At 63.3% G+C, this 741-nt stretch carries 1 protein-coding gene and 1 pseudogene; one reads left to right on the top strand and one right to left on the bottom strand.

The features are described 5' to 3' along the window. Positions 1-203 (top strand): hypothetical protein (locus tag BGN95_RS07540; protein ID WP_286772160.1); only part of this gene is annotated, 203 nt, incomplete at its 5' end. Positions 204-422: 219 nt separating this feature from the next. Here BGN95_RS07540 and BGN95_RS07545 read toward each other — a convergent pair. Continuing rightward, positions 423-741, bottom strand: a pseudogene (locus BGN95_RS07545) (sodium:proton exchanger); the annotation flags it as partial.

The following is a 741-nucleotide window of genomic DNA, read 5'->3' on the forward strand; positions in this document are numbered from 1 at the left end:
GCGAACTTAAGGACGTCCTGAGGACACCGCCGCCCATCAACAAGCGGCTCCCGCCGGATGGCTACGAGCCCGCGCGCGGGGAGCGGATAGTTTCACCCTCCGTCGTCGAGCTGTGTCTGGCGCAAGGGCGGCGTCTTCGCTTCGATAGCGGCATCGAAGGCGCGACCCTGACCCGGCTTATCCGGTCGGTGGAAGCTGCATGATCGGAGGGAACCGGCGTAAGGGTACCCCCGGCTCCAGGCACGCCTCAACCAACGGGCCTTCCCCGCCACATAGTAATAGCGCCGGCCGTTACTCGTCACCCGCACGACCTGGAGACCACACCGGCCCATCGGCAGCATCTGCATGTGTCCACCTCATCCTTGGTGGACACTTCCTTCACACCGCATCACTCAACCGAACAGGTGCGCTGAATTTCGCGCTTACGATATGCCGACACGCAGCAGGAGACCGAACGACTTTGCATTAGCGATGAAGACGATCATCGCCAGCGCCAGATAGGCCCAGGCAAGCCCGGTCAACGTGGCGATCGCGGCGGTCTCGCCGCCGAGGAAGCGTAGCGCCAGTCCAACCTGCACCAGGAACAGGATGGCGAGGGCGAGCGCTCCCCAGAGGCTGAGCCGAAGCCTCAAGAGCAACGCGATCCCGAAAATCGATTGGGCAGCGGTAAGGAAAAATTCCTCATGTTGCCGCGCATCGAGCGGCAGTGCGGAAAAACTGCCCGCGCCGAGGCTCATCGCC

The organism is Sphingomonas sp. 66-10, assembly GCF_001897045.1.
GTDB lineage: Bacteria > Pseudomonadota > Alphaproteobacteria > Sphingomonadales > Sphingomonadaceae > Sphingomonas > Sphingomonas lycopersici.